General features: G+C 58.8%; 29 protein-coding genes. 15 read left to right on the top strand and 14 right to left on the bottom strand.

Translation table 11 applies throughout. From position 1 onward, the window contains the following. Nucleotides 1-91: 91 nt before the first annotated feature. A complete protein-coding gene (locus tag ACXWUF_RS03305) occupies nucleotides 92-1,567 on the bottom strand; it encodes a nidogen-like domain-containing protein (RefSeq protein WP_458493232.1) in 1,476 nt (491 codons plus the stop codon). 537 nt (nucleotides 1,568-2,104) lie between these two features. Here ACXWUF_RS03305 and ACXWUF_RS03300 point away from each other — a divergent pair. Next, nucleotides 2,105-2,356 carry a hypothetical protein gene (locus tag ACXWUF_RS03300; RefSeq protein ID WP_458493231.1) on the top strand — a complete coding sequence of 84 codons (252 nt, stop codon included), beginning with the start codon at nucleotides 2,105-2,107 and terminating at the stop codon, nucleotides 2,354-2,356. Between the two features lie 291 nt (nucleotides 2,357-2,647). After that, nucleotides 2,648-3,133, top strand: a complete 486-nt coding sequence (locus tag ACXWUF_RS03295; protein ID WP_458493230.1) for a Uma2 family endonuclease — start codon at nucleotides 2,648-2,650, stop codon at nucleotides 3,131-3,133. A 109-nt stretch (nucleotides 3,134-3,242) separates the two neighbouring features. On the opposite strand, the gene ACXWUF_RS03290 is transcribed toward ACXWUF_RS03295, so the two are convergent. Then, nucleotides 3,243-5,852: a vanadium-dependent haloperoxidase gene (locus ACXWUF_RS03290; protein WP_458493229.1), complete on the bottom strand. Its 2,610-nt coding sequence runs from the start codon at nucleotides 5,850-5,852 to the stop codon at nucleotides 3,243-3,245. A 309-nt stretch (nucleotides 5,853-6,161) separates the two neighbouring features. Between ACXWUF_RS03290 and ACXWUF_RS03285 the strand changes: the two genes are divergently transcribed. The 9 genes from ACXWUF_RS03285 to ACXWUF_RS03245 all read left to right on the top strand — a co-directional run bounded on the left by ACXWUF_RS03285 (nucleotide 6,162) and on the right by ACXWUF_RS03245 (nucleotide 12,148). After that, nucleotides 6,162-6,521: a hypothetical protein gene (locus tag ACXWUF_RS03285; RefSeq protein ID WP_458493228.1), complete on the top strand. Its 360-nt coding sequence runs from the start codon at nucleotides 6,162-6,164 to the stop codon at nucleotides 6,519-6,521. Nucleotides 6,522-6,590: 69 nt separating this feature from the next. Further along, nucleotides 6,591-7,496 carry a hypothetical protein gene (locus tag ACXWUF_RS03280; protein ID WP_458493227.1) on the top strand — a complete coding sequence of 302 codons (906 nt, stop codon included), beginning with the start codon at nucleotides 6,591-6,593 and terminating at the stop codon, nucleotides 7,494-7,496. 117 nt (nucleotides 7,497-7,613) lie between these two features. Further along, a complete protein-coding gene (locus tag ACXWUF_RS03275) occupies nucleotides 7,614-8,498 on the top strand; it encodes a peptidylprolyl isomerase (protein WP_458493226.1) in 885 nt (294 codons plus the stop codon). 104 nt (nucleotides 8,499-8,602) lie between these two features. Continuing rightward, on the top strand, nucleotides 8,603-9,493 hold the full coding sequence (locus tag ACXWUF_RS03270; protein ID WP_458493225.1) for a DUF6748 domain-containing protein: 891 nt from the start codon (nucleotides 8,603-8,605) through the stop codon (nucleotides 9,491-9,493). 392 nt (nucleotides 9,494-9,885) lie between these two features. Continuing rightward, the gene (locus tag ACXWUF_RS03265; protein WP_458493224.1) at nucleotides 9,886-10,152 is read left to right on the top strand and encodes a hypothetical protein; all 267 of its coding nucleotides are present in this window, start codon (nucleotides 9,886-9,888) and stop codon (nucleotides 10,150-10,152) included. A 35-nt stretch (nucleotides 10,153-10,187) separates the two neighbouring features. Next, nucleotides 10,188-10,898 carry a class I SAM-dependent methyltransferase gene (locus ACXWUF_RS03260; RefSeq protein WP_458493223.1) on the top strand — a complete coding sequence of 237 codons (711 nt, stop codon included), beginning with the start codon at nucleotides 10,188-10,190 and terminating at the stop codon, nucleotides 10,896-10,898. Between the two features lie 80 nt (nucleotides 10,899-10,978). Further along, nucleotides 10,979-11,227, top strand: coding sequence for a type II toxin-antitoxin system Phd/YefM family antitoxin (locus ACXWUF_RS03255; RefSeq protein ID WP_458493222.1), 249 nt, complete (start codon nucleotides 10,979-10,981; stop codon nucleotides 11,225-11,227). Between the two features lie 245 nt (nucleotides 11,228-11,472). Next, nucleotides 11,473-11,730: a hypothetical protein gene (locus ACXWUF_RS03250; protein ID WP_458493221.1), complete on the top strand. Its 258-nt coding sequence runs from the start codon at nucleotides 11,473-11,475 to the stop codon at nucleotides 11,728-11,730. Further along, the gene (locus ACXWUF_RS03245) at nucleotides 11,717-12,148 is read left to right on the top strand and encodes a type II toxin-antitoxin system VapC family toxin (protein WP_458493220.1); all 432 of its coding nucleotides are present in this window, start codon (nucleotides 11,717-11,719) and stop codon (nucleotides 12,146-12,148) included. Before ACXWUF_RS03250 ends, ACXWUF_RS03245 begins: the two co-directional genes overlap by 14 nt. Nucleotides 12,149-12,188: 40 nt before the next feature. Here ACXWUF_RS03245 and ACXWUF_RS03240 read toward each other — a convergent pair whose 3' ends face one another. The 12 genes from ACXWUF_RS03240 to ACXWUF_RS03185 form a co-directional block, all read right to left on the bottom strand. Further along, complete coding sequence (locus ACXWUF_RS03240; protein WP_458493219.1) at nucleotides 12,189-12,449, bottom strand: Txe/YoeB family addiction module toxin; 261 nt, start codon at nucleotides 12,447-12,449, stop codon at nucleotides 12,189-12,191. Continuing rightward, nucleotides 12,446-12,700: a type II toxin-antitoxin system Phd/YefM family antitoxin gene (locus tag ACXWUF_RS03235; RefSeq protein WP_458493218.1), complete on the bottom strand. Its 255-nt coding sequence runs from the start codon at nucleotides 12,698-12,700 to the stop codon at nucleotides 12,446-12,448. The genes ACXWUF_RS03240 and ACXWUF_RS03235 overlap by 4 nt, the downstream gene beginning before the upstream one ends. 136 nt (nucleotides 12,701-12,836) lie before the next feature. After that, complete coding sequence (locus tag ACXWUF_RS03230) at nucleotides 12,837-13,067, bottom strand: hypothetical protein (RefSeq protein ID WP_458493217.1); 231 nt, start codon at nucleotides 13,065-13,067, stop codon at nucleotides 12,837-12,839. Then, nucleotides 13,064-13,288, bottom strand: a complete 225-nt coding sequence (locus tag ACXWUF_RS03225; protein ID WP_458493216.1) for a hypothetical protein — start codon at nucleotides 13,286-13,288, stop codon at nucleotides 13,064-13,066. Before ACXWUF_RS03225 ends, ACXWUF_RS03230 begins: the two co-directional genes overlap by 4 nt. A gap of 139 nt (nucleotides 13,289-13,427) precedes the next feature. After that, on the bottom strand, nucleotides 13,428-13,844 hold the full coding sequence (locus ACXWUF_RS03220; protein ID WP_458493215.1) for a putative toxin-antitoxin system toxin component, PIN family: 417 nt from the start codon (nucleotides 13,842-13,844) through the stop codon (nucleotides 13,428-13,430). Then, a complete protein-coding gene (locus tag ACXWUF_RS03215) occupies nucleotides 13,828-14,076 on the bottom strand; it encodes a hypothetical protein (RefSeq protein WP_458493214.1) in 249 nt (82 codons plus the stop codon). The genes ACXWUF_RS03220 and ACXWUF_RS03215 overlap by 17 nt, the downstream gene beginning before the upstream one ends. 481 nt (nucleotides 14,077-14,557) lie before the next feature. Beyond that, on the bottom strand, nucleotides 14,558-14,869 hold the full coding sequence (locus tag ACXWUF_RS03210; RefSeq protein ID WP_458493213.1) for a hypothetical protein: 312 nt from the start codon (nucleotides 14,867-14,869) through the stop codon (nucleotides 14,558-14,560). Beyond that, a complete protein-coding gene (locus ACXWUF_RS03205) occupies nucleotides 14,856-15,179 on the bottom strand; it encodes a transcriptional regulator (RefSeq protein ID WP_458493212.1) in 324 nt (107 codons plus the stop codon). Before ACXWUF_RS03205 ends, ACXWUF_RS03210 begins: the two co-directional genes overlap by 14 nt. Before the next feature lie 243 nt (nucleotides 15,180-15,422). Next, nucleotides 15,423-16,460, bottom strand: a complete 1,038-nt coding sequence (locus ACXWUF_RS03200) for a hypothetical protein (RefSeq protein ID WP_458493211.1) — start codon at nucleotides 16,458-16,460, stop codon at nucleotides 15,423-15,425. Nucleotides 16,461-16,645: 185 nt separating this feature from the next. Continuing rightward, nucleotides 16,646-18,043, bottom strand: a complete 1,398-nt coding sequence (gene pntB, locus ACXWUF_RS03195; protein ID WP_458493210.1) for a Re/Si-specific NAD(P)(+) transhydrogenase subunit beta — start codon at nucleotides 18,041-18,043, stop codon at nucleotides 16,646-16,648. Nucleotides 18,044-18,058: 15 nt separating this feature from the next. Next, the gene (locus ACXWUF_RS03190) at nucleotides 18,059-19,600 is read right to left on the bottom strand and encodes a Re/Si-specific NAD(P)(+) transhydrogenase subunit alpha (RefSeq protein ID WP_458493209.1); all 1,542 of its coding nucleotides are present in this window, start codon (nucleotides 19,598-19,600) and stop codon (nucleotides 18,059-18,061) included. Between the two features lie 394 nt (nucleotides 19,601-19,994). After that, complete coding sequence (locus ACXWUF_RS03185; protein ID WP_458493208.1) at nucleotides 19,995-20,516, bottom strand: PEP-CTERM sorting domain-containing protein; 522 nt, start codon at nucleotides 20,514-20,516, stop codon at nucleotides 19,995-19,997. 454 nt (nucleotides 20,517-20,970) lie between these two features. On the opposite strand from ACXWUF_RS03185, the gene ACXWUF_RS03180 reads away from it, so the two are divergent. From ACXWUF_RS03180 to ACXWUF_RS03165, 4 genes are read left to right on the top strand one after another with little or no spacing between them, the layout of a single operon-like run. Next, nucleotides 20,971-21,915, top strand: a complete 945-nt coding sequence (locus ACXWUF_RS03180; protein ID WP_458493207.1) for an ABC transporter ATP-binding protein — start codon at nucleotides 20,971-20,973, stop codon at nucleotides 21,913-21,915. Further along, on the top strand, nucleotides 21,912-22,667 hold the full coding sequence (locus ACXWUF_RS03175; RefSeq protein WP_458493206.1) for an ABC transporter permease: 756 nt from the start codon (nucleotides 21,912-21,914) through the stop codon (nucleotides 22,665-22,667). Before ACXWUF_RS03180 ends, ACXWUF_RS03175 begins: the two co-directional genes overlap by 4 nt. Before the next feature lie 4 nt (nucleotides 22,668-22,671). Further along, nucleotides 22,672-24,123, top strand: a complete 1,452-nt coding sequence (locus ACXWUF_RS03170; protein ID WP_458493205.1) for a GldG family protein — start codon at nucleotides 22,672-22,674, stop codon at nucleotides 24,121-24,123. Nucleotides 24,124-24,125: 2 nt separating this feature from the next. Further along, nucleotides 24,126-25,154, top strand: a complete 1,029-nt coding sequence (locus ACXWUF_RS03165) for a DUF4340 domain-containing protein (protein ID WP_458493204.1) — start codon at nucleotides 24,126-24,128, stop codon at nucleotides 25,152-25,154. The last annotated feature ends 66 nt before the right edge of the window (nucleotides 25,155-25,220 follow it).

Raw genomic sequence — 25,220 nt, 5'->3', positions numbered from 1 at the left:
AGAGCTTCCAAGACCGCATTCCCAAGCTGGAGCTTGGGAACGAGCGCAAATATCCGTAAACAGCGGGGCGCACGCGGCCTACACGGGTTCATCACGTCTTTGGCTTTTTGCACTTGAATTGGATATTGAAGTAGGGTGGCTGCACCGACTTGGGCGGCAGTCCCGACCCCCGCACCGTTTGCACCCGGAAAACCTCGCCGTCGCCCGGCGCGATGCCGACGGGGAGTTCCGGACTGATCCCGGTGATCGAAAAAGGCGGCGGCCCCCCGTCCTCGGGCGCCAGCGGTTCGATACCGCGGATTTTGACCTTGTCCTTGCCGGCATTGATGATGGCGAGCTTGAGGGTCTGCGTGGCCGCCGCCGTGGCCGTCGGCTCGTACAGGACGGATGCGGGCGTCGAGCGGCTCAAGACTTGCCCGGCGCAGTCTTGGGGATCGAGAAGCTTGGGGGCGGATGCCTCGTGGTGGTTGTTCGACAGGTCCGGGTCGAAGGTGGCGCTGCCGACCGCGGCGGAAACTTTCTCGAGGTTTTCGGCGCCCGCCACGATCCGGATTCTTTTGGATTGTTGGGATCCGATCACGGGGAAGTCGCAGCTAAAGGGTCTGGCGGCAATATCCGTATCCACTTGACAGCCGCCGGGAGAAATTGGACCGATCTGAAGGGGAAAGGCGATGCTTTCCGCGTGGACTCGGCCCCCGACGCGGACGTTCTCGGCTTTGAATTTGCTGAAATTGCGCACCACCAAGTCGAATTTGACCTGATTCCTGCCCTTCCTGGAAGCTTCCACCGCGATTGCGAGGTCGGCCTGATCGACCATGCCGTTTCTCACGCTGAACTGGTAGCGTCCCTCCGGCAGGGACTCATCGGCCACCGGCAGCCTGTTGCGCACGAGGCCGGTGACATTGCTCAGGAAATAAAAGGGCAGGCCGGAACCGGGAAGCTCGTAGAAGGTTCCCGGCTGGCCGGTGCCGTTGGAGAAGCCGACGCGGGCCGTGGAGCCGCCGGTCCCGCCGGTTCCGCCGCTGGCATCCCCGGTTTCCCAAGCGATATGGTCGTAGTTGAACATGATCTGGAAATCTCCGGGACTGTGTTCGGGCAGTGCGGCGAGGTCCTGGAGGATGAGCTGGAAACTGTTCAGCCGGTCGTCGTGCTCACTGAAGTAGCCGACCTCGATCCAATCGACGACGAAGAGGTCGGGCCTCCCGGCGGGGGTGCCGAATCGTACGATCCGGGAGTTCGGAGCGCGCGTGTCCACATCGGCGAAGAGGGGAGCGATGATGACCTGCCGCGTTCCCGTGAGGCCGAAGGGCGTATACGTGCTCAGGGGCGCGTCGAAGGTCGCGTTGCCGTTGTTGTTGACGTAGATCTGAGTGTAGGTGGTGCCGAAGAAGTTGATCGAAAAGCCGATGTTCACCGGACCCGACGAGTCATCGTCGCTAGCGGCGAGCGCATTCGGCAATTCAAACGGCACAACCGCGCCCGCCGAGACGGTGCCGACCCACGCGAAATACAGGAAGATCCCGCAGAGCAGGAATCTCCGCAGGTATCGGGTCTCTTGCGTTTTCATGAGTTTCCTCCAGTTCCTTGCGACGGGAGCGCGGAGTTAAGAATTTCGGTTTACTTTCCCGCGTGTCGCTATCGATTGAATGTGTCCAAGCCACCGGCGTTTCGAAAGGCTAATAGGCTTAATAGGTAGTTTCGACCCTAAATCGAAGGTATTTGATCCTTCGGCGGGCACCACGGGGTAAGCCGGCTTGTAGGCTGGGCTGGTGCTTCGCGGAATTCCAGCCCAGCCCGGTAGGGTGGGCATGTACTCATGCCCACCACAATCGGCGGATAAGCCAATCGGTGGGCATGGAAATACATGCCCACCCTCTGGCTATCCGCCGCGCACTGTAACCCGCTTTCCGGGGTGGGTGTCGGCCTCCCGCAAGGCGGGCTACGCGATTACGCCGACCCGTCGCGCAAGCCGGCCGGGATGGCGCTTCGCGGAATTCCAGCCCACCCGCGTCCCGGAATGCCGGAGTTTCCGCGGGTGCTTCAATCCGGCCTACATTTCAAGCAGCGGGTTTAAACTCCCTGAAAACGGACAGAAGAAAAGAGTATGTTGCAAGCGATTGAGGTTATCGTCGAACCAGGCGGCGCAATTCGCTCCCTGGAAGAACTTCACGTCGCGACGCCGACGCGGGCGGTATTAACGCTGTTGCCGCTTCGGGAATCGCGGCTTGAGTCCGAGCCGGGCAGCGCCGAGGGAATCCTGCAATTTCTCCGGGATAACCCGCTTCCGCCGGAATTTCGCCGGTCGGCGGCGGAAATCGACGCGGGGATTCAAAAGGAAAATGTCCGATCAAGCTGATTACCGATTCATCCTGGAAGAAGCTTTGGAGCAACTACGCGCGCGGAACAAATCCAGCCCTCCACCGCCTACGAAGAAGGACGCTTGATGGCCTATTACGAAATACTCTCGGGTATCGTGAATCAGGCTCGGGTGGTTGGATTGGAACCCAGAGATATTTGTGCTGGTTCCCAACTTCCAGGTTGGGAACCCAAGTCTTGGAGAGCTTCTAGCTTCCCGAACGGATAGGATAAGATGCCAAGGCTTGGAATTAACAATGCCTCTCCCTTATTTTTTGATGAGGATACTAGTATGGAATGGGCCGAAGTTATCAATAATCCTTTATTGCAGAATCTGCCATTTAAAATTGAACTCAATAAGTTTGGCAAGCTGCTGATGAGTCCGGCATCCAACCATCACGGCAATATTCAAGGGCGCTTATCCGGGATTCTTTGGAACTCCCTGCCGAATGGTGAAATCATCACCGAATGCTCTATTCAAACTTCCGACGGCGTCAAAGTGGCTGATGTGGCTTGGGCCTCCGCAGAATTTATCGCCGAATTTGGCTATGCCACACCCTATTCCAAAGCGCCAGAACTGTGTATTGAAATTGTATCCCCGTCTAATTCAAAAGCGGAAATGGCAGAAAAGGTTGAGCTTTACTTAAGCAAAGGCGCTCAAGAAGTATGGGTAGTGTATGAAAATAAAAAAATCGAGATTTTTTCTTATACTGGACAAATTCCCTTTAGCAAGCTTGCACCAGAAATACCAAAAAAAGTGTTTAGTCAGCCAGCATAGCCCGGATGGAGCTTCGCGGAATCCGGGATAACCCGAGCTAGGAAATATCTCTGGAGTCCGCTCATTCCCACGCGCCCCGCATCGCCTCGTAACGCATGGGAACCATTCATTACGGCACCGCCGTGCCGTCGAAATACCCCACCGCCTTGGCGAACGCCGCCAATCCAACCTCCCGCCCCACCCGCCGTCCGGTGAAGTCGTCGGCTTCCACATGGATGCCGCCCCACAGCCGCGACCGCCCCGCCTGGTCCGACGCATCGAAATAACTGGCCCATTGCAGGCGGATTTCCTGCGACGGTCCCCGCTCGTGGATCAAATACTGGTTCGGCTTGGCGGCGAAACCCTCGTGGAACCCGCCCGGGAAATAGGGGCTGCCGGTGATGCCCGCCAGCACTTCCGCCGCCGAGCGGCTGAACACGCTATGGCCGGAGAAATAACCGGGGAAAGCCGGGGTGACGAAGGTCGCCCGCTGATAGGGCACCCACGCCTTGCCCAGCACCCAGCGGACCCCGCTGTATTGGGCCTTGATGTCCGCCGGACTGCCGGGCCAGGACAGCACCGCGATGTTGCCGACCTCGCCGCCCGCTTCCGCCGTGACCAGGGCCGCATGACGCCCGCCCGGCGCGGCGGTTTCGGCGGTAATGAGTTCCACCAGGCCGGGCTTGAGCGGCAATCCCAACGGGTTATACGAGGGCAACAGCGGGTCGGATGATTGCCCGTACTTCGCCATGGCCCGGACCATGGTGATGGGCCGCACGCCATCGTATTTCCGCTTCGCGCCCCAGCCAGCGATGGCCGCGTCATGCACCGCGCCATTGAGGGCGAAGTAGGTCTTGATGTCCCATTCCAGCGGTTCCAGCGCGGTGCCGATGCCCGCGAAGCGCCGCTCGAAGCCCGGCGTGTCGGCCACGGCATTGGCGATGGCGTTCCAGTGGCCGGGCGGCGTTTCCGAAGTCGGGCCATCGGCCCAGAACTCCGCCAGCACCCGCCCGAAATCGCCCCGCAGCACGGTTTGCGGCGCATACGGCTGGCCGGTGACGGGATTCACCGGATGGCCCTTGCCCGCGTTCGAGCCTAGCGGGTTGTTTCCCAAGGACGCGGGCGAAATGTCGATGCTCGTCGGATCGTCGGGCGTCAATTGACTCGCCAGTTCGATGACTTCGAGTACCTGCGCCTTGAACACGGCGTCGTCGGCACCGCCGAGCCTGGGCTGTGGGCCGGGGTCGCGGTACAGGTCGCCCGGCGCGGCCTTGGTCATGGCGAAAGGTTCCACATCGCCCCATTGCGAGCCGATGAAGCTCTGGACCTTGCCGGGCAGGGGGATGCCGTTCTGGGTGACGGTCTTGTCCAAGGCCAGCGGTTGCCAGCGGTTGAGGTCGAGGAGATAGGCCGGGTCGGTCGGATCGGTGAGGTCGATGTCCGGCTGCTTCACGATCAGGGGCTTGTTCACCGGCTGGTAGGTCGGATCGTCGTAGTTGGTGGATTCGTTGGCGCCATCGATCAGGCCGTGGGCGATGACCGCCGCCGCGATGCGGTTGCCCAGCGCCGCCGGGCCGTCGCCGCTGGTGGCGGTGTGGCGCGGATCGAGTCCCAGCGTGTGCATCTGGTTGGCGAAGCGCTGCTGGGAAGTCTCAAAGCCTAGCGCCAGTTTCTCGGAATAGCGCTCGGCCAGCACCCGGTAGGCGGCGAAGCTGACGGCGATGTCGCGGTCCCGCGCCGGGTTGGCCGAGGCGGGGCGCTCGGTGGTCAGGTACGGCTTGGCCTTGGCGTCGTAAGCGGCCCAGGCGTCGTACATGGCGACCGAAAGATGGAATAGGTTGCGGGCGTGGACCGGCGGGCGCGGGGTGTCGATGCGGATGGCGTCGAGGATTTGCTCGTCCCATTGCCGGGCGACGGATTGGGTGGTCTGTGGTCGGTCGCCGCAATAGTGGGTCGCCACGCCGTCCTTGAATTGATGGCCGGGGGCGCTGAGCCGGTCCGCGCCGTTCACCGCCTCGCAGGTATGGCAGTGGCTTTCCGCCAGCAGGCAAGCGTCCAGGTCGGCCCCCGAGGCGTCGGCGCACCGGCCGGGAAACGCCGTCGCGCCCGCCACGCCTTTGCATTGGGCGGTGACACGCTTGGCGGCGGCGGCGCGGGCCTTGCGCCGGGGGGTGGAATCGGCTTCGACGCAGGCTTCCAGGTCGGCGGCGGAGGTGGCTTTGTTCTTGGTCAGCAGGTTCTTGGCGCAGCGGCCATAGTCGGCGATTTCGGTGCGGGCGTAGGTGCCGAGTTCCTGAGCCAAGGCGAGTTGGCAGTTGGCCGCGGCCCGGTCCGTTTTTGAGGATTTGAGCGTCGCGGCCAGGTTGTCGCCGAAAATCGCGGTCGGGTTGATGATGGTGGCAAGCGCGGCATTCACGTTGTCGGCGCTGGCCGGGCCGAAGCCGGGCGCCTCGCGGCAGGATTTGGTGGCGGCGGCGCGGGTCTTGGCCTTGGCGCGTTGTAGCGCTTTGCTCTCGGCGGCGAGACAAGCGGCGGTGACGGAGGGCGAAAGCTTGCCTTTGGCGGTGTCGCGGAGGCAGCGCACGGCGTCGTTGCTCGCCACGGTCGCCACCTGGGCGCCAGCGGCTTGCAGGGCCAGGATGCATTGCTTTTGCGCCTTGGTCGGTGGGTCGGCGGCCAGGACTATTTGACCAACGACGGAGAGGAGCAGGAAGGCGGCGAACCGGACGGGAGTTTTCATGGCAAGTTCTCGCGGTGTGGCAAGCCGTGATTTTACCTAGATATACGCCATAAGTTCGATGGCTCACCGGGGCGGACGGTGAATGACAATGGCGGCGGGGCGCGGCGATGTGCCCCGCCGTTTCGTTTCTAGGCGTGTGTTATTCAGCGTCAGTCAATCGAGCGATATGGCGCACACCCAAAGCCCGGCCATTCCCTTTTGAGTGGCAATCCCCGTGTCATCGAGTGTTCCTGTTGGGGGTGTGGAACTTGCTTGCCCGCCCCGGATGTCCCGACCGGGGCATTTGTCCCCAACAATAAGGAAAACTCCATGTTCAGACACTCACCCCAGGCGTATCCGCGTCCGCCCTTGCTAACGGCCCTGACCGCCGTGCTGGCGCTGGCCCTGCTGCCCGCCGGCGCGGCGCAGGCGGCCAAGTCCAAAGTCGCCATCAGTCAAGCCGCGTGGTTCCCGAAGACCCAGCAGCTCATCGTCAAGGGCACCAACAAGGCCACTGTTCAGACGGCTGAACTCTGCGACGTGAATGGTCGCCGACTGGCCGCCGCGCCCTGCGCGGTGCGGGTCCAGGCCGGGGCCGACGAGGCCGTGCTGGCGGTGAAGGGCGCGCCCAAGGCGTGCTTGCAGGCGCCGACCTGCTCCATCACCAGCCCGCATCCGGCGCCGCCTTAAAGGTTGGGGCAGAAACCCACTTCCAAGTCACCGCCGCCACCAAGGATAAGAAAGCGCTGCCTTTAACTTATGAATGGGATTTCGCGGGTGGCTCGTTGGCCGGGGCGAGGCCGACACCAAAACGACTACCGGGTGGGCTGGTTCGACAATCCTGATTGCGCGTCCTGCCACATCGGCGACGGCAACCAGGGCAAGGATGGCAAGAACGGCTTCTTCAGCGCCGGGGTCATGAAGCAGGCCCTCGACGCCGCCGACCCGTCGGCCACCACCCGTGCCGTGGACCGCAACAATCCCAACCGGGTGCGGTTCACCAGCGCCCCGCATGGCAACTACAAGGCATCGTTCCCGACCGCTTACTACTCGGTGAACGGCGACAAAGAGGTTCAACCCAAGGTCGATGCGCCGGTTTACCGCTTCGGCAAGGACACCCACGGCAACATCGCCTGCGCGGCCTGCCATGGCGCAGCCCACGCCATCTGGCCCAACCGCGACCCCAGCGCCAACGACAACGTGACCGCGCTGCAACTGCAAGGCCACACCGGCACGATCCACGAGTGCAACGTCTGCCACACGGCGGACAGCTTCAAGAACGAGGCCGACTTGGACGGCGGCGTGTACAGCGGCGACCCGGTGGCCGGCATCCTCGGCGGGCCGCACAGCATGCACCCGATCAACGACCCGTTCTGGTGGAAAATGGCGCCCGGCGACACCGTGGATTCCACCCCCAACAAGAAGGGCGGGGTGATCGGCGGCTGGCACAACAACTACGCCAAGAAACCCGGCGCCAAGGGCGAGGACCAGTGCGCCGCCTGCCACGGCGCGGACCACAAGGGCACCCGCCTGTCGAAGACGCCGGTGGACCGGGAGTTCGTCAACGAGAAGGGCAAGAAGGTCGGCATCGCGGCGGGCACGCCCATCGCCTGCGACCTGTGTCATAGCTTGGAGAAGAGCTTCACCGGTGTGCCGGGGCGATGAGTCCAACCATCGCCAACTAAGTGCGGGGCGCGATCCCGCGCCCCGCGACGGTATAAAATGGCGCTCCTTTACTTGGTCGCAAGAAACCTTTTCACTCAATCCAAGGAAAAATCAGCAATGAGAAAAACCCCCTACATCGCCATCGCCCTGTTGCTCGCCGGTTGCCAAGGCGGCTCCAACGTCGGCAGCCTGGTGACGGCGACGGGCGCCATGCCCGCCGGCTACGCGCCCAAAGATGTGGTCGCCACCGTCAACGGCAAGCCGATCCCGCGCAGCGCCCTCGCCATGCCCCGTCAGGGCGGCGCGCAGATCCCCGAAGACAAACTGATTGATGACCTGATTGCCCGCGAATTGGTCCGGCAGCACGCCGAGCAGCAAAACTTGGCCGCCGACCCGGCTTTCGTGGAGAAGACCGATAACTACCTGCGGGTGGCGCTGTCCCAACTGGCTGCCGAGGACTTCGTCAAGAAGGCGCCCATCACCGACGCGGAAGTCAAAAAGGAATACGACGAAAAGGTCGCCGCCATGAGCGGGACCGAATACCGCGCTCGCCATATCCTGGTGGCGTCCGAAGCCGAGGCGCAGAGCGTCATCGCCAAGCTGGGCAAGGGCGCCAAGTTCGAGGACTTGGCGAAGAAGCTGTCCATCGACACCGGCAGCAAGCCGAACGGCGGCGAACTGGGCTGGTTCTCGCCCCAGCAATTGGTGCCCGAGTTCGCGGCGGCGGTGGAGGGCTTGAAGGATGGCCAGATCACTGACAAGCCGGTTAAATCCCAATTCGGCTGGCACGTCATCCAGCGGGAAGAAGCCCGCCGCCAGCAAGCGCCGGACTTCGAGCAGGTGAAGCCGCAGGTCCGCAACATGCTGCAAACCCAGAAGTTCCAGCAGCAGATCGAGGAATGGAAGAAGACCGCCAAGATCGAGCGCAAGGCCGCGCCCGCGAAGCCCGCCGAAGCCGCGCAGGCCGACAAGCCAGCGGAGTCCGCGCCCGCCAAACCTTAACCGGCGGGCCTTCGGGCCAGGTAAGTTAAAATCTAGCGGCGGAACGCGGGACGTGTTCCGCCGTTTTTAGTTCGTGAGCCGATAAAACGATACAGGAGGTTCCCATGTTTATCCGCATTCTCGCGCTTCTGGCGGCGTGCCTGCCCGGGCTGGCTCAAGCCGCGGCTGATCCGGCCTATTACAGCGTGCGGCCCGACCACCGCGAGTGTGTTTCCCCGCTATGCGGCGGCGTCTTCATGCAGCAGGTGAACAAGCCCGTCACCCGCTGCGCGGACCGGCGGAACCGGCCCGAGTGCTACGCGGCGGAAATCGACGGGTCCGCGTTGGGCCTGAGCGCGGATCAATTGGCCGGGTTGCGCGCCCTGGCGGGCGAGGGCCGCTTGTTGCTGCGGGGTGGCCTGCAAAGCAAGCCGTTCGACAACTTCGGCAACCTGGGCGTGTTCGTCGCCACGGAAGCCTGGGAAGCCGCCTCCGAGACGCCGCCCCGTGGCGGATATTTCCGGGCGGCGTCCAATGGCACCGTTTGCGTCGCGGCGCCCTGCCGTTCCTATCAGGAGGAAAAGCTCAACACCGTGACCAAGCGCGATGTGGCCGGTTTGGATCTGAGCGGGGCCGGGGCGGGTGAGGCCAAGACCAGCGCCGCGCTGGCGCGGCTGGCGCAACCGGGCGGGATTTTGCTGGCGGCGACCCATCGCACGGTGAAGGGCGCGGCGGGCAAGGCGCCGTCCTTGGTGGCTTATCAGTTTTATCTGCCGGTCGACGCGGCCACGCCCAAGTCCTGCCACGTTGGCGGCTGTTCCGGCCAGATTTGCTCGGACCAGGCCGACATGGCTTCCACCTGTGAATGGCGCTCCGAATACGCCTGCTATCGCACGGCCCGGTGCGAGCGGCAGACGGGTGGTCAATGCGGCTGGACGCCTACGCAGGAGTTGGCGGATTGCTTGAAGAAGGCGGGGGAGGGGGCAGTGATGGGATTTAGGATTTGGTCGGAATAACTTCCCGGAAGCTGCGGGTGCCCGGTGTTCCCGTTGGCTGAGCGGAGTCGAAGCCAATCACGGCCATTAAGCAGCCCTTTCAAAGTGTAAAAATAGCCTTTTCAAATCAATGAGTTGCAAATACTATTTTTCTGTACCGAAGCGTAAGGCGCTGCCAACGTTGACACGGGCCACAGCAAAATCATGGGCTTACATAACCCGACTTCGTTAGCCCGGTAAACCACTTTGAAAGGGCTGCGGCCATTAAGTTAAGAGCCCTCTCCCACTGGGTAGAGTGCAGCCTTAACTTGATGGCGGGGTGTTTCGGTGGGCATGAGTACATGCCCGCCCTACAGGAATCCGGTTAGGTTGGGGTTCTGCCTCATCCCAACCTACCCGATCCTGCGCCGCCGGTGCCCGCGAGGCATTGCCGCCTGGAATGCCGACTCCGGGGCAGCGACCTCGTGGTCAATTCCGTGCAGCATGGCTTCGGCCAGCATCGCCTCGGCGGCTTGATTCGCATCGGCGCCTCGCGCACCCCCGAGCGGGTCACGCCCGTCTACCGGGACGATGGCCGGGGCATGAGCGCGGATATTCTCAACCAGGTTTTCGAACCCTCCTGCCGGAATGACGGATTCATTTGGGTTGACGGAAGCAGCTTGCCAATCAGGAAACCTTAATACTAAAAAAATAGGAGACGATGATGGACGAAAGCATGAATCAACTCTTGTCCCATACCAGCGGAATGGGGCAAGCCGAAATGTTTTCCAACGAATGGTATGACGAATATTTCCACCGCGCTTATACCAGTCCGACCCATGCCCGTTATTGCGAGCAGGTCTATGGCCGGGATTTATGCCAGCACGGGATGATGGACACGGCGGAGATGGCGTTTCTGGCTTCGTTATTGAGGCCCGGTGAAAAGGTGTTGGAAATCGGCTGCTCCAACGGGCGCATCACCGAATATCTGCAACAGGCTTCCGGTTGTCGGGTTCACGGCCTGGATTATTCCGATGTTGCCATCGGCCAAGCCCGTGAACGGATTCAGGGTAAGAATGTGCCGCTGGAATTCTCCTGTGTCGATTTGATTCACGACGAGATTCCCGGCGGTAACTACGACACCATCCTGTCCATCGACACGATTTATTTCATGGGGGATTACTTGCTACCCGAGCATACCCGCCTAGGGGAGGTGTTGAATACGCTGGGATTCTCCTATATTTACCATGACTTTACCGCCAATGTCCGCAATCATTGGTTGAAGAATTATCATCTGGCGTTGGCGTTACAGCCGGAGTTCACCGCCGAGGGGAATGAGTTATTATTCACGGCCCGGATGGCGGAAAATGGCTGGTTTAAGGATCATGGCGACGCGGGGACGCTGGTCAGATATATGTATGTGATTGAGCGGAAGGCGGGGATTTAGCCAAGTACATAACCGCGTGGGCGGTGTTTTCATGTGCAATATTTATGTTTTTGAACCGCTTGAGGTCCAGGTAGATTCTTATGGATACCATTGCCTATGCTACGGTTCGGGCTAACTTGGTCGGCACGATGAGCCGCGTTTGTGATAATCATGAGCCTATTATTATAACCCGCGATTCGGAGCAGCCGGTGGTGATGATTTCGCTTGATGATTACAACGCCCTTGAAGAAACCGCCTATTTATTAAGTAATCCTGTTAATGCTAGGCGGTTGCTTGAGTCAATTGCCGAGTTGGAAAGTGGTGGTGGGGCAGAGCGAGAGCTAATTTAATCGTTCCCATGCTCAGCGTGGGAATGCATCGGGCGGCGCTCCCGCGCCGTGGGATGGAACGCCGGAGCGTTCATGGAGGCGTTCCCACGGGGACCGTGGGAACGATGGGAAAACCCACTCAAGTAGGTGGGCATGCACCCATGACAGACGCTACCCAGAAATGTCGGGCATGAGTACATGCCCGACCTACATAACTACATAACTGTTGCTTTAGACTGAAACCTTCAACCCCATAGGAACCCGCCATGTTCGCCGAAAAAATCCTGCTTCACGCCGACAGCCAAGGCAAATTAACCGGCCTGCCGGTATTATCCCCGAATGAGGAAGTCGAGGTTATTTTGCTTCGCAAGGAACATAACCCCCGCCGCACTCGCAGAATGCCTCCCGCCGAACTGGCCTGGCAGGGCGCACAACTCCACGGCGATGACATCGGCCAAGTTATCCCGGAAAGCGATTGGAATATGCTTGCAGATGAAATGGAAGCACACAATGATTCTGCTTGATACCCATGCATGGACGCGCTGGCTGCACCCGGAGTTAGGTCCGAACCTCACCCCCGAAGTCCGCCGCTGGATCGAAGAATCGGAAGACATACTCGCAGTCTCGATAATTTCGTGCCTGGAAATTTCGCAGCTTGTGAAGAAAGGGGTATTAACATTGCCGGTGCCATTGCCCAGATGGTTTGATTTGGCATTAAATCATGCTGGAATCGTTTGTCTCCCCGTAAATCCCACCTTATTGCACGCCTCAGTCGATCTTCCGCACACTCATAAAGACCCGGCTGATCGCATTATTATAGCCACCGCACAGCATTATGATGCTTGGCTAGTTACGCGGGATGAAACCATACCTAAATATCCAAATGTTCGCACCGTTTGGAATTTTGCACCGAAGCCGTCATATCCCAGCGACTCACCGTAGTTCCCAACCTGGAGGTTGGGAACCAGTACAACAGTATTGGCTATTTCCGATAATGAAACCGGCAGGACAGGATTAGAATCGCATCTTCCGACACGGTATAAACCAGCCGATGTTCGGAATTTATCCTTCTCGACCACGCCCCGGATAGATTGGCTTTCAATGGTTCCGGTTTGCCAACTCCTTGAAACGGGTTTCGCATTACATCTTTGATAAGCGTGTTGGTTCTTTTTAACAAATCCTTATCGTGTTCCTGTACCCATAAATAGTCTGCCCATCCGCTCTCGGTGAATGTCAGCTTCATAATTCAATCAGCGCCTTTTCCATAACCTTTCCGGCACGGGCTTCTTCCATGGAGCGGCGCAAATGTTCGGCGTTTGCTGGGCTGGATAATAAATATAAGGTCTCCTGCCAGGAATTAAATTCATCCAATGACATGAGTACGGCTTTGTGGCCTTGGTCGTTGCATACGATGGTGGGTTCAATATTGGCGATGACTTTTTCGATTAAGCCGTCGAGATTTTGACTGGCTTGCCGGGCGGTAATTGCATCCATGGTTTTCCTCGTGTTGTCGAACAGATTAATTGGAAATGCGATTTTGGAGAGCTTCTAGCTTCCCGTATTGTCGGCTCGGGAAGCTAGAGGCTCTCCAAGACTTGGGTTCCCAGCCTGGAGGTTGGGAACCAGCAAACTACGCGGCTTCGCTCAAAACTTGATGAAGCCGAAGCGCCGCTGTTTCCTCCATTGCCACTGGCTCAAACCACGCCGCCGGGTATAAATAATCTTCGCCGGATTCGTCGATAATCCGCATCATGCCGTTTCCGGCGTCTTCTTGGATTACTTCGTAAAGTCGGCCTAAATTGACATCCTCACCGGAGAAATCGCCCATATCTTCCTTTTTCAGACAGACCACGAATTTCATAGCCATTGTTTCACCTTCATTTTGACTTTGCCGATGCCATGGGCTTCGTACCAATGGATTTCGGCCCGCGCCATAGTGCCGTTATCGAGTTGGACCAAGGCAATGCCTTTCTTTTTCCTCCAATTGCCGTCGCTGTAACGCTGCCGGAGATTGGCGAGTTCTCGGATACCATGATTTTCGGCAATGGTTTCTATTTGTGTGATGGTGCCGATTATTTTCATTTTGTTATCCGGCATAAGAAACGAAACTAAGGCCCAGCAAATAAGCCATGCTATTTCTAGCTACCCGTATTGTCGGCTCGGGAAGCTAGCGCTTCCAAGACTTGGGTTCCCAACCTGGAGTATGAAGGCTCCATCCCGGCTATACCGATAATCTATGGATTGCTTCGGCGGCACCCACAATTGGAATAAGTTGGAATTGCCTCAAATCGAGTAAGTCAGCATCACCCGATACGATTAAATCAACTTGTCCCGTCAGCGCTGTTGCTAACACTATGTCGTCGTCGGGATCACGACATGCTGGGTTCGCCAAGGGAATCGGCACTACGATTTCCGCCAATAGGTTTATATCATGCACGATATTTTCTGCCGTTAAGTTTGACCGGGTTAGGATTGCGGAAAACGTGGGGCGTGCAATGACTTCCGCCAATTCTTCTATTAAATCAGCGCAGGTAATTAAGGTGGCTTCACCGTCCCGGATTTTCGCTAATAGGTGATGGGGTGCGCCTTTCCAAAGTATCCCGGACAGCAACACATTAGTATCAATTAGCAGCCGCACGGGTGCGCCTATCGGTGCGGACCGCTTTGATTTCAGCGCCGATGTCTTCCATGGGCATGGGTTCAATCCCTGCGTCACTGACGGAATCGGCGACGGTTAATAACCGCTCCGCCGCTTGCCGCCGCCGCAACGCATCGAGTATTAACCGTTCGAGTGCCCATGAGGTTAAAAGTCCGGCGTCGCGGGCGGCCTGTGCGGTGGCGTCGGGTAAATCAATCTGTATGGTTGTCATAAAGTATATTTCCTCAGTTATTTGGTTTTTCGCTTGTTCCCAAGCTCTAGCTTCCCGTATTGTCGGCTCGGGAAGCTAGAGTTTCCAAAACTTGGGTTCCCAACCTGGAGGTTGGGAACCAGCACATACCGTGACATACCATCCACCCAATACCCGTAGCCCGGATGGAGCTTTGCGGAATCAGGGTAGCTCGGTGCCACGGTCATCCCGGATTTCGCTGCGCTTCATCCGGGCTACGCTTGCTGAGCACAAATTTATGCAGCCTCGCTCAAAACTTGGTGAAGCCGAAGCGCCGCCGTTTCCCCTATTGCCACTGGCTCAAACCACGCCGCCGGGTATAAATAATCTTCACCGGATTCGTCGATAATCCGCATCATGCCGTTTCCGGCGTCTTCTTGGATTACCGCCTAGATTCACATCATCGCCGGAGAAATCGCCTATATCTTCCTTTTTCAGACAGACCACGAATCATAGCCATGTGTTATAGCCGATCAAACTCATCCGGCGGTACGTTCGGCGATTTAGATAGTGCCCGCACGAACTTTTCCCGGCTGCCACGATTGGCTCGTTCCTCAGGCAAAGCTTGTTCGGCCAAAGCCCTATTTTCAGCAAGTTTCCAGCGTTCTGCGGTGATAGTTTCATCTATTTCCACCGCGCCGTCAGAGTTTGTGACGACTCGCCGCATCGAGCCGTCCGGCAATTCGGTGAATTCCGTTTTACGCGCCCAAGGTAGCGAAGTTCCAGTTTCCAACTCAGCCATATAGGTTTGTAGGAGTTTTTTAGCCCGGCTCATCTTCATACCTCTCTTTCAGTTTTCGTAGCCAATCGCGGGGCACATCGGCCCGCTCGTTTTTTCCATAGACCGCCACCAGCACAATTTGTCCCGCCGCATTGCGGAGGAAGTAGATTACCCTTGCTCCACCTCGTTTGCCTTTTCCTTGCGCCCGCCAGCGTATTTTTCGGCATCCGTTAGTTTGTGGTATCACGTCGCCCGCTTCGGGGTTTTGGCAGAGGTAGGCTTGGAAGTCGGCGAATTCGTCATCCTCGAATAATTCATCCCGCAGTGCGGCGAAAGGTGGTAATTCAATGAAGGTATACCGCATGGGGGTATTTTCTTAATTTTGTTTTACTCGTTTCCAGGCTCTAGCTTCCCGTATTGTCGGCGCGGGAAGCTAAAGCCTCCAAGACTTGGGTTCCCAACCTGGAAGTTGGGAACCAGCACAAACCGTGACATACCATCCACTTAATACCCATAGCCCGGATAGAGCTTTGCGGAATCCGGGTAGCTCGGTGCCACGATCATCCCGGATTTCGCGGCGCTTCATTCGGGCTACGCTTGCTAGCGTCTATTGCATCCAGTTCAATAGCTGGCCCCGAAACTTAGAGCACGCTTTATCCGCTGCCACCCCCCAACTTACCAACGAAAAATATAGCCCTAAAACTGATAAGCCTTCGACATATATAAATCGCTTCCAGGAAGTAAAGCCATCAATATAATTCATTGAAAAATACACCTGTATTATTTCGGTTGAATACAAACCAATAGCTAACAAAATTAGAAAAAAACTGAAATATCTATTTTTTATACCGAAGAAAGCTTTCTTTCTATCCACAAAAAACTGTTTAAATCCTAAAACACAGATCGGCATGGTTGCTGAGGCAAAAATTATAGTCACAGCCAAAGCCCAGCAAATATTGTCATTAAATGTCTTGATTATTTTATCTTCTATAAAATAGCCAACCACACTAGCACTTAGCCCCAAAAAAATTGATCTACGCAAAATTATTTTATCCTGTAGCGTGCGGGATTTGGAGTCTGATTTATTTAGTGGCAACATTTGACAGCCCAAAATTATTCCAATCCCTAACGCATAAAAAGCACCGACGCCTTGTGGTCCATAAATCATATAATTATCCGGTTCTTGCAGAGCCTTCAAAATTAATTTTGATAATACTGTGGTTCCGAGTTGAATCAGCGATACCCACAAGATAAGCGCCATTATAACTATGGAATTTACCATCAACCTATTCCGTTTTTTATAATTATCAGGCATCCATAACAATGTCGCCACCAATAAGGCAAAAATGGAGGCGAAAAATGCGTCACCATAATCTTTAAATTTTGCCGCAGATTGATATATAAGAACAGAGCTTGCCGTTAGAGCAACCATTAATGTTTGTCGAGTTCTATCCATCATCCCACACACCAAGACATGTATTATGAGAAAAAAAACAAGACCTCCGCCCATTAAAATTATGAACGATGATAATCCTTTATTTCCAAGAACCTTATCATCAGAAAATGAATATAAAAGGGCAACTGCAACCCATAACACCTGCACCCTTGAGTCCCAAACAGAATCTGAAATATTTATTGATGCCATAGTTTTTCTCTATTATTTTTCTGGAATATCACGCCGCGTTTTAAACTTCGTTAAAAAATCACTCTTTCAAACGATATATCGTATTGATTGACACTAGCATCGACTTACCTAAAACCGCAGGATGTGCCGAATCCGCGAAGCTCAGCAATCGCAACTAAATCGGCACATCCTAAGGTAGTCAATAATCAACCCTGAAGATGCTTCAAAACCTCATCCAACATCTTCTTGGCATCCCCGAACAACATCCGATTGTTCTCCTTATAGAACAGCGGGTTATCCACCCCCGCATAACCTGACGCCATCGACCGCTTCATCACAATCGACGTCTTCGCCTTCCACACCTCCAACACCGGCATCCCGGCAATCGGGCTGTTCGGGTCTTCCTGCGCGCCGGGATTCACGATGTCATTGGCCCCAATCACCATCGCCACATCGGTCTCCGGGAAATCCTCGTTGATCTCGTCCATTTCCAGCACGATGTCATAAGGCACCCGCGCCTCCGCCAACAGCACGTTCATGTGGCCCGGCATCCGCCCCGCCACCGGATGAATGGCGAACCGCACATTAATCCCCTTCTCCCGCAGCAGCTTGGTGATCTCGTACACCGTATGCTGCGCCTGCGCCACCGCCATGCCGTAACCCGGCACCAGCACCACATTCGACGCATTCCGCAGCAACTCGGCGGTTTCCTCCGAATTGATCGGCTGCACCTCGCCTTCCGGCTGAGCACCCGCCGCCGGGGCCGTGCCGCCGCCCGTGCCGAAGCCGCCCGCGATGACCGACACGAAATGCCGGTTCATGGCGCGGCACATGATGTAGGACAGAATCGCGCCCGACGAACCCACCAACGCGCCAGTCACGATCAACAGGTCATTGTTCAACATGAAGCCGGTCGCCGACGCCGCCCAGCCCGAATAGCTGTTGAGCATGGACACGACCACGGGCATATCCGCGCCGCCAATCGCCATCACCATGTGGACGCCGAAGGCCAGCGCGACGAGTGTCATCAGAATCAGCGGGAAGAGGCCCGCGTGGTTCTCGAACCCCAAGAACCACTTGCCCAGCCCAATCGCCAGCACCAGCAAAGTCAGGTTTAACCAGTGACGAGCGGGCAACATCAGCGGCTTGCCGCCGATTTTCCCGGACAGCTTGCCGAACGCGATGATGGACCCGGAGAAGGTCACGGCCCCGATGAGGACGCCGACGTAGATTTCCACCTCGTGGATGGTTTTCTCCACGCCGGTCAGGGCGGCGGTGGGGTCGATGTAGTTGGCATAGCCCACCAGCACGGCGGCCAAACCGACCAGGCTGTGCATGAGCGCCACCAGTTCCGGCATTTCGGTCATCTTGACCTTGCGGGCGGCATAGATGCCGATGCCGCCGCCTATCGCCATGGCGATGACGATGGGCACGTAGCTGGTCACTTTCGGCCCGGTGACGGTCGCCAGGATGGCAATCGCCATGCCCATGATGCCGTACAGGTTGCCGCGCCGGGCGGTTTCAGGATTCGAGAGACCCCCAAGGCTCAGAATGAACAGGATGGTGGCGGCGATATAAGAGACGGTTACTAATCCTTCGGACATTGTTGTTTTCTCCGCTTATTTTCTGAACATGCTCAGCATGCGCTGGGTGACCCAGAAGCCGCCCGCCATGTTGATCGAAGTCAGCACGATGGCGAGTCCGGCCAGAATCAAAATGAACGCGCCGGGCGAGGACACCTGAATCAAGGCACCGATGGCGATGATGCTGGAAATGGCGTTGGTGACGCTCATCAGCGGAGTGTGCAGGGCCGGGGTGACGTTCCAGATGACCATGTAGCCCACGAAGCAGGCCAGCACGAACACGGTGAAATGCGCCAGGAAGGCGGCGGGCGCGTTGGCGCCCACCCACCAGAACACCAGACCGGCCAGCGCGATATTCAGCGTGGTCGAAGCCCAGGCGGGCAGCAGCGGCTTCTTGGGTTCCTTGACGACGGGCGGCGCGGCGGTGGCCCCGACCTTGGGCGCGGCGGACACGGCGATGGGCGGTGGCGGCCAAGTGATGGAGCCATCCTTCACGACGGTCGCGCCCCGGATCATTTCGTCGTCCATGTTGACGACGGCGTTGCCGTCCTTCGCCTTGCAGAGTTCCTCCAGCAAGCGCAGCAGGTTGGTGGCGTAGAGAGTGGAGGACTGGCGGGCCAAGCGGCTGGGGAGGTCGGTGTAGCCGATGATGGAAACGCCGTGGCGGACCACGATTTCGCCGGGCACGGTCAGTTCGCAGTTGCCGCCCTGCTCGGCGGCGAGATCGACGATGACGCTGCCGGGCTTCATGGATTCCACCATCCCGGCGGTGATGAGCCGGGGCGCGGGTTTGCCCGGAATCAGCGCGGTGGTGATGATGATGTCCACGTCCATGGCTTGGCGGGCGTACATTTCCCGCTGGGCTTTCTGATAGCCCTCGCTCATCACCTTGGCGTAGCCGCCCGCGGTGGAGCCTTCCTCCTGATACTCCACGTCCACGAACTCAGCGCCCATGGATTTGACTTGATCCTTCACCTCGGGCCGGGTATCGGAAGCCCGGACGATGGCGCCCAAGCCGTTGGCGGCGCCGATGGCGGCTAATCCCGCCACGCCCACGCCAATGATGAACACCTTGGCGGGCGGCACCTTGCCCGCCGCCGTCACCTGCCCGGTGAAGAAGCGCCCGAACTGATGAGCGGCTTCGACCACGGCGCGATACCCGGCGATGTTCGCCATGGAACTCAGGGCGTCGAGCTTCTGGGCGCGGGAAATGCGCGGCACGCTGTCCATCGCCAGCACGGTGGCTTGCTTGGCAGCGAGGCTTTCCAGCAATTCGGGATTCTGCGCGGGCCACAGGAAGCTGACGAGGCTGGCGCCTGCCTTGAGCTTCTCGACTTCGGAGGGCTGCGGGCCGCGCACTTTCAGCACGATGTCCGATTCGGCCCACACGGCGTCGGCGGATTCGGCGATGTCGCAGCCGGCTTCCCGGTAGCAATCGTCGGAAAAGTTGGCGCCGACACCGGCCCCGCTTTCCACCGTGACGGAGAAGCCCAGCTTGATGAGCTTCTCGGCCACCTCCGGCACGGTCGCCACGCGCTTCTCGCCCGCGTGGATTTCTTTGGGTACACCAATTCGCATAGGAAGTTTTCCTGTTTTGGGTTGTGATTCGCCCACGGGGGGCGGGTTGGCAAGCATCCGGGGCAGGGGCAAAATCGTCTGTAGGTCGGGCTTTAGCCCGATCCTTCCGACGGTCTTGGATGTCGGGCTAAAGCCCGACCTACAACCCGACGTACAGGGCTATAGGCACAAAAAAATCCCGCAAGCAGCCACGATCCGGCGAAGCCGTCCGCGCCACCGGCGAGAACCATTTTGTGTCTAGCTGGCTGATTGACAAGCGCCCTATCGCCCCGTCCCGGACCCCCTCGCCTATGTAAAGTAATTGCCGGGGCGGGTCAACTTTTTTCCGGGCACAAAAAACGCCGGACGGCGCGAACCGTCCGGCGTCTTTAGTTCGGCGAAATCCCAGCGGGAATTAAGCGGTCTTGCGGCGGCGGGCCACCAGCGCCGCGCCACCAATGGCCAGCAGCGGCAGGGTAGCCGGGACCGGCACGGCGCTCATGCTCCAGTTGGCGGAGTTGTAGACTTCATCGATGTTTCCGAACGACACGCCGGACACGTGCAAGACTGAAGGGTTACCCACCAGTCCAGCAGGTACAAAGCCAAACCCATCATCGCTGCATGTCGTTATGGCGGCACAGAAATCCATGACCGAACCGTCGAGGCTCAGGGTTGCCAGAATGCCCGACGCGCCAATGAAATCGCTTGCTGAGACGATGGACGGCAACGAAGGTCCAGAAACGCCGTCAAAGGTAGCAAAATCGAGTACCGAGTTGACGAACACGGTGTTGTTGTCGGCTTGCAGGGTGCCGTCCAGCGTCCCGGCAAGCGTGCCCACGCCGCTGGTATAGGAGAAGTTGAACAGCGCCGCTTCGGCCTGCGGTATGGCGAAGGTAAGGCCGAGGGCGGCCGCGATGAGGATATTTTTCAAGTTCATGAATTTCCCTTTCGAGTAGGTGGCTTAAGGAAGCCCAGACCTGAGCTAGGCTACGGAAGCGCTCACTCAAGGTCGAGGCGGGTCAGCAACTCTGTCACATGACAGCGTTAATTCCTTTCCCATCCCGTCAAAAGCATAAATCACGCCTAAATAAATAAGCTTTTATTTCATGCACCTACCAATATCCACCGAAAGGCGGACAGACAAATGTAAATAAAACCGACAGCTTCCATCGTAAAGTCCCACATTGGAAACCGCCGTCCACGGCGTCGAGCAATATAGGCCGGGGAAGCCATAGACTTCAGAACCGACCACCCAAGCTCCGGCTCGGGAACAAGCGAAACCACGCCCTCCCCCGTTTGTACTCCCCCAAAAAAGTTTTGTATCTTACCGGCCCACGACCGACAGCCGGTTTCACCCTTCATGCCTTTCCAACCGTAAGCACTCAGCCACGATGACCGCACTGATTCAAGTCGATCAACTGACCCGTTATTACGGCGATTATTGCGCCGTGGATAACGTCTCCTTCACCCTGACCAAGGGCGAAATCTTAGGCTTCCTCGGCCCCAACGGCGCGGGCAAGTCGTCCACCATGCAGATGATCTGCGGGAACCTCGCCCCCACCTCCGGGCAAATCCTCATCAACGGGATCGACATCTTGGACAACCCCAAGGAGGCCAAGCGGGAACTCGGCTATCTGCCGGAAATCCCGCCGGTTTACCGGGAGCTGACCGTCGATGAATACCTGTTGTACTGCGCGAAACTGCACGGCCTCGCCAAGCCCAAGCACCAGTCCGCGCTGGACCAGGCCAAGGAGCGCTGCGGACTCACCGAAGTGGGCGGGCGGCTGATTGGGAATCTGTCCAAGGGCTATCAGCAGCGGGTGGGCATCGCGCAGGCCATCATCCACATGCCCGCCGTCATCATCCTCGACGAGCCGACCGTGGGCCTGGACCCGATCCAGATTCGCGAAATCCGCGAATTGATCCGCGACTTGGGCCAGGAGCATGGCGTGATCCTGTCCACCCACATCCTGCCGGAAGTCCAGGAAAGCTGTACCTGGGTGCAGATCATCCACCGGGGGCGCTTGGTGCTGAACGACAGCATCGAGGGGCTGGAGCAGCAGATGCGGGCCTCCAGCCTCGTCATAGCAACCCGCGACGCGCCCGATCTGGAACGCCTGTCCTTCATCGACGGCGTGCAAAAAATCGACGACTTGGGAGAAAGGCGCTACCGCGTCTTCCACGACCGGGACCGAAGCCCATCGGAACGGCTGGCCGAGGTCGTGGTTTCATCCGGCTGGGGCTTGCGGGAATTGGCCTCCGAGCGGCGCAGCATGGAGGAAATCTTCATCGACATCACCACCCATTCCCCCAGCCTTGAGGAGGACGCCGAATGATGGCTTTCGCAATCGCGGGGCGGGAGTTCCGCACCCTGTTCCTGTCGCCCCTGGCCTGGTCGATCCTGGGCGTGATCCAGATCATTCTGAGCTATATGTTCCTGGCCCAACTCGATTACTACATGACGCTGCAAGCCCGCATCGCCGGTATGCCGGACGCGCCGGGCGTGACCGATTTGATCGTCGCGCCGCTGTTCGGCAACGCCGGGGTGATCCTGCTGCTGGTGACGCCGCTGCTGACCATGCGACTGATTAGCGAGGAGCGCCGCAACCGCACGCTTTCCCTGCTGTTCACCGCGCCGGTGTCCATGACGGAAATTGTCCTCGGCAAATACCTGGGCGTGTTCTCGTTCCTGCTCATCATGGTGGGAATGATCCTGCTCATGCCGCTGTCCCTGTTGGTGGGCGGCGGGCTGGACATCGGCAAACTCGTGGCCTGCACCCTGGCGCTGACGCTGCTGCTGGGCGGATTCGCGGCGCTGGGCTTGTATATGTCCACCCTGGCCAGCCAGCCGACCGTCGCGGCGGTCAGCACCTTCGGTGCCTTGTTGTTGCTGTGGATCATCGACTGGACCGGCGGCTCGGCGGGCAAGGCGGGCGGTGCGCTGGAACATCTTTCCCTGCTGCGCCACTACGAAAGCCTGCTGAAAGGGCTGGTGTCCACCACCGACCTGGTTTACTTCCTGCTCTTCATCGCCACCTTCCTGGTATTGAGCGTTCACCGCCTGGATAACGACCGGCTCCAAAAGTAAAGCTATGAAGATCAACCGCAAAACCCACCTCGAATTACGCCTGCAAAACCTCCTTTTCAGCCTGCTGTTCCTGGCCATCGTCGGCCTGCTCGGCTGGCTCAGCACCCGCTATTCCACGCAGTTCGACTGGACCGCCAGCCATCGCCACACCTTGACCGACGCCAGCCGCAAGGTGTTGGACCTGTTGCAGGAGCCGGTCACGATCACCGCCTATGCGCGGGAGAACCAGCAGGCCCGCCAACTGATCCGCGACACGGTGGAGCGCTACAGCCGCTACAAACAGGATGTCGCGCTGAACTTCGTCAACCCGGATACCCAGCCCGACAAGGTCCGCCAACTGGGCATCACCGTCGATGGCGAACTGGTGGTGGACTACCAGGGCCGCCAGGAGAAAATCCAGGAAACCAACGAAACCGCGCTGACCAATGCGCTGCAACGGCTGGCGACCGCGAAGGAGCGCCACGTCGTGTTCCTGGAAGGCCACGGCGACCGCTCCCCCGGCGGCGAGGCAAACCATGATTTGAAGCAATTCGCCGACGAGTTGGAGCGCAAGGGCATCACGGTTTCCATGATTAACCTGGTCTCCAACCCGGCCATTCCCGACAACACCGACGTGCTGGTGCTGGCCGGTCCCCGCGCCAATCTCCTGCCCGGCGAAATTAGCTTGATCCAGGCGTACATCAAGAAGGGCGGCAACCTCTGGTGGCTGGCCGATCCGGGCGATTTGCATGGACTCCAGCCCTTGGCGGATCAACTGGGCGTTAAGTTCCTGTCCGGCATCGTGGTGGACGCTTCCACCCAATTGCTTGGGATAGACGATCCCACCTTCGCCCTGGTGACGGAGTACCCGGCCCATGCCATCACCCTGAATTTTCAGCAAATGAGCCTGTTCCCGTCCGCCGCCGCGCTGGACAAGACCGAGGGCGGGGAGTTCGAGCAGGAACCGCTGCTGGAGACGCTGGACCGCTCCTGGACCGAGACCGGCCCCATCGAAGGCCAGATCAAGTTCGACGCGGATAAGGGCGAGCGCCAGGGGCCATTGACCATCGGCTATGCCCTGACCCGTCAGGTCGTCCCGCCGGAGCCGCCCAAGCCCGCCGAACCGGCCAAGGACAATCCGCCCAAGCCGGGCAAACCGGAGAAGAAGCCGGACGGCGAAAACAAAGCCGAAGACGCCAAGCCAATCCAACAACGCATCGTTGTGGTCGGCGATGGGGATTTCCTGTCCAATTCCTATCTGGGCAACGGTGGCAATCTCGATCTGGGCGTCAATATCGTCCAATGGCTCAGCCGGGGCGACGCCCTCATCAATATCCCCAGCAAGGCGGCACCGGATCGGAAGCTCGATCTGTCGCCCGTCGCGTCCGGCGCCATCGCCGTGGGCTTCCTGTTCGTTCTGCCGCTTGCCCTGTTCGGGGCGGGCGCCGTGATCTGGTTCAAACGCCGGGGGCGCTGAGTATGAAATCGAGACTGACCTTGAATCTGGTGTTGCTGGCGGCTGTCGGGATCCTCGGCGCACTGGCTTTTTTCGAGCCGGGCAAAAAGCCGACCGAATCCACGCCCATCGCTACCCTGGACGAGAACACGCTGACCTCCATCACGCTGAAAAACAAGGACACCGTCGTGTTCGGCAAACAGGACGGCCACTGGCGGCTAACGGCACCATTCCAAGCGCCCGCCAACGAAATTCGCGTCCAGCAACTCATCGACATCGCCAAGTCGAGCAGCGAGGCGGATTACCCGGTGAAGGCGGAGGAACTCGCCAAGTTCGAACTGGACAAGCCCAAGGCCACGCTGATCCTGGGCAATAGCACCTTGCTGTTCGGCGGCTCCGACCCCATCAACATGCGCCGCTATGTGCAAGTCGGCGAGACCTTGCATCTGGTCAACGACGATTTCTTCCATCACCTGACGGCGGGTGCCACCGACTACGTGGACAAGAAGCTCTTGCCGGAAACCGCCAAGGTCCGGGAAATCCAGATTCCGGGCCTGAAAGCCAGCTTGGGCCAGGACGGCAAATGGACCCGCGAACCACCGGGCGACGCCGCCAAACCCGACCTCGGCGAACTCGCCACCCTGTGGACCACGGCGCGGGCCATCGACGTGCGGCGGCTGGAAGCCCCGGCCCAGGGCGACACGGTGCGCATCGGCCTCGCGGAGGGCAATCCGGTGGAGTTCGTCGTCACCCAGAAAGAGCCGGACCTAGTGCTGGCCCGGCCCGATCTGGGCTTGCAGTACGAGCTGACCGGCGAGACCTCCCGGCAATTGCTGAACCTGCCCAAGCCTCCACAACCCGTTAGCAAACGCGCGCCGCCTCCCGATCAGGACAGCGACGAAGGCGCCCCCCTGAACGAAGAGGAAGACACGGGCGAATTGCCGCCCGAAGCGGGCGAAGACGACAGCGGGGAAGGCGCGGAAGCTCCCGGCCCCGCCACGGAAGAAAGCGCCAGCAAACCCGGCGGGGGATCAGGGGTGCCCGCCCGCTAAGCAGGTCGGGTAGGTTGGGGTTCTTGCCTCACCCCAACCTACCCGATCATTGAAAACATTCAGTTT

The organism is Methylomagnum sp. (assembly GCF_054333355.1).
Note: the sequence above shows the minus strand (reverse complement) of the source record. Positions and strands in the feature narration are given on the sequence as shown.

What these genes read in the sequence shown, in the direction of transcription:
- ACXWUF_RS03305 (WP_458493232.1), bottom strand. Translation starts at nt 1,567, where the DNA reads ATGAAAACGCAAGAGACCCGATACCTGCGGAGATTCCTGCTCTGCGGG.
- ACXWUF_RS03300 (WP_458493231.1), top strand. Translation starts at nt 2,105, where the DNA reads ATGTTGCAAGCGATTGAGGTTATCGTCGAACCAGGCGGCGCAATTCGC.
- ACXWUF_RS03295 (WP_458493230.1), top strand. Translation starts at nt 2,648, where the DNA reads ATGGAATGGGCCGAAGTTATCAATAATCCTTTATTGCAGAATCTGCCA.
- ACXWUF_RS03290 (WP_458493229.1), bottom strand. Translation starts at nt 5,852, where the DNA reads ATGAAAACTCCCGTCCGGTTCGCCGCCTTCCTGCTCCTCTCCGTCGTT.
- ACXWUF_RS03285 (WP_458493228.1), top strand. Translation starts at nt 6,162, where the DNA reads ATGTTCAGACACTCACCCCAGGCGTATCCGCGTCCGCCCTTGCTAACG.
- ACXWUF_RS03280 (WP_458493227.1), top strand. Translation starts at nt 6,591, where the DNA reads ATGAATGGGATTTCGCGGGTGGCTCGTTGGCCGGGGCGAGGCCGACAC.
- ACXWUF_RS03275 (WP_458493226.1), top strand. Translation starts at nt 7,614, where the DNA reads ATGAGAAAAACCCCCTACATCGCCATCGCCCTGTTGCTCGCCGGTTGC.
- ACXWUF_RS03270 (WP_458493225.1), top strand. Translation starts at nt 8,603, where the DNA reads ATGTTTATCCGCATTCTCGCGCTTCTGGCGGCGTGCCTGCCCGGGCTG.
- ACXWUF_RS03260 (WP_458493223.1), top strand. Translation starts at nt 10,188, where the DNA reads ATGAATCAACTCTTGTCCCATACCAGCGGAATGGGGCAAGCCGAAATG.
- ACXWUF_RS03255 (WP_458493222.1), top strand. Translation starts at nt 10,979, where the DNA reads ATGGATACCATTGCCTATGCTACGGTTCGGGCTAACTTGGTCGGCACG.
- ACXWUF_RS03250 (WP_458493221.1), top strand. Translation starts at nt 11,473, where the DNA reads ATGTTCGCCGAAAAAATCCTGCTTCACGCCGACAGCCAAGGCAAATTA.
- ACXWUF_RS03245 (WP_458493220.1), top strand. Translation starts at nt 11,717, where the DNA reads ATGATTCTGCTTGATACCCATGCATGGACGCGCTGGCTGCACCCGGAG.
- ACXWUF_RS03240 (WP_458493219.1), bottom strand. Translation starts at nt 12,449, where the DNA reads ATGAAGCTGACATTCACCGAGAGCGGATGGGCAGACTATTTATGGGTA.
- ACXWUF_RS03235 (WP_458493218.1), bottom strand. Translation starts at nt 12,700, where the DNA reads ATGGATGCAATTACCGCCCGGCAAGCCAGTCAAAATCTCGACGGCTTA.
- ACXWUF_RS03230 (WP_458493217.1), bottom strand. Translation starts at nt 13,067, where the DNA reads ATGAAATTCGTGGTCTGTCTGAAAAAGGAAGATATGGGCGATTTCTCC.
- ACXWUF_RS03225 (WP_458493216.1), bottom strand. Translation starts at nt 13,288, where the DNA reads ATGAAAATAATCGGCACCATCACACAAATAGAAACCATTGCCGAAAAT.
- ACXWUF_RS03215 (WP_458493214.1), bottom strand. Translation starts at nt 14,076, where the DNA reads ATGACAACCATACAGATTGATTTACCCGACGCCACCGCACAGGCCGCC.
- ACXWUF_RS03210 (WP_458493213.1), bottom strand. Translation starts at nt 14,869, where the DNA reads ATGAGCCGGGCTAAAAAACTCCTACAAACCTATATGGCTGAGTTGGAA.
- ACXWUF_RS03205 (WP_458493212.1), bottom strand. Translation starts at nt 15,179, where the DNA reads ATGCGGTATACCTTCATTGAATTACCACCTTTCGCCGCACTGCGGGAT.
- ACXWUF_RS03200 (WP_458493211.1), bottom strand. Translation starts at nt 16,460, where the DNA reads ATGGCATCAATAAATATTTCAGATTCTGTTTGGGACTCAAGGGTGCAG.
- pntB (WP_458493210.1), bottom strand. Translation starts at nt 18,043, where the DNA reads ATGTCCGAAGGATTAGTAACCGTCTCTTATATCGCCGCCACCATCCTG.
- ACXWUF_RS03190 (WP_458493209.1), bottom strand. Translation starts at nt 19,600, where the DNA reads ATGCGAATTGGTGTACCCAAAGAAATCCACGCGGGCGAGAAGCGCGTG.
- ACXWUF_RS03185 (WP_458493208.1), bottom strand. Translation starts at nt 20,516, where the DNA reads ATGAACTTGAAAAATATCCTCATCGCGGCCGCCCTCGGCCTTACCTTC.
- ACXWUF_RS03180 (WP_458493207.1), top strand. Translation starts at nt 20,971, where the DNA reads ATGACCGCACTGATTCAAGTCGATCAACTGACCCGTTATTACGGCGAT.
- ACXWUF_RS03175 (WP_458493206.1), top strand. Translation starts at nt 21,912, where the DNA reads ATGATGGCTTTCGCAATCGCGGGGCGGGAGTTCCGCACCCTGTTCCTG.
- ACXWUF_RS03170 (WP_458493205.1), top strand. Translation starts at nt 22,672, where the DNA reads ATGAAGATCAACCGCAAAACCCACCTCGAATTACGCCTGCAAAACCTC.
- ACXWUF_RS03165 (WP_458493204.1), top strand. Translation starts at nt 24,126, where the DNA reads ATGAAATCGAGACTGACCTTGAATCTGGTGTTGCTGGCGGCTGTCGGG.